1 protein-coding gene is annotated in these 339 nt (G+C 69.3%); it reads left to right on the plus strand.

Annotated elements, in window-relative coordinates; all coding sequences use genetic code 11:
• Window positions 1-196 precede the first annotated feature (196 nt).
• The coding region (locus B2X67_RS20215) for a hypothetical protein (RefSeq protein ID WP_286786596.1) at window positions 197-339 on the plus strand (143 nt) is incomplete at its 3' end.

Below are 339 nucleotides of genomic sequence, written 5' to 3' on the forward strand. Positions count from 1 at the left end.
CCAGCCAGCGCTGCAGATGCGCCTCGTGCTCGCTCAGGTCGAGCCCGGCGATGCCGACCTGCTGGAAGCCGAGCTCGCGGCCCCAGTCCTTGATGGACTGCGCGAGCAGGGCGAGATCGGGCGGCGAGCTGGGCATGGCGAGCGGAGAAACCGAGGGGCGAGGTAGGTATAATTCTGCCAGACATTGGAGTTGCACATGCCGCATCCACGCGACGATCTGCCTACCGCCCTGTACAGCGCCGCTCAGGTTCGCGACCTCGACACCCGCCTGATTGCCGCCGGCACGCCCGGTTTCGAGCTGATGCAGCGCGCCGCCCACGCGGCCTGGCGCGCCCTGCG

Source organism: Pseudomonas sp. UBA3153 (assembly GCF_002364635.1).
GTDB classification, from domain to species: domain Bacteria; phylum Pseudomonadota; class Gammaproteobacteria; order Pseudomonadales; family Pseudomonadaceae; genus Pseudomonas_O; species Pseudomonas_O kuykendallii.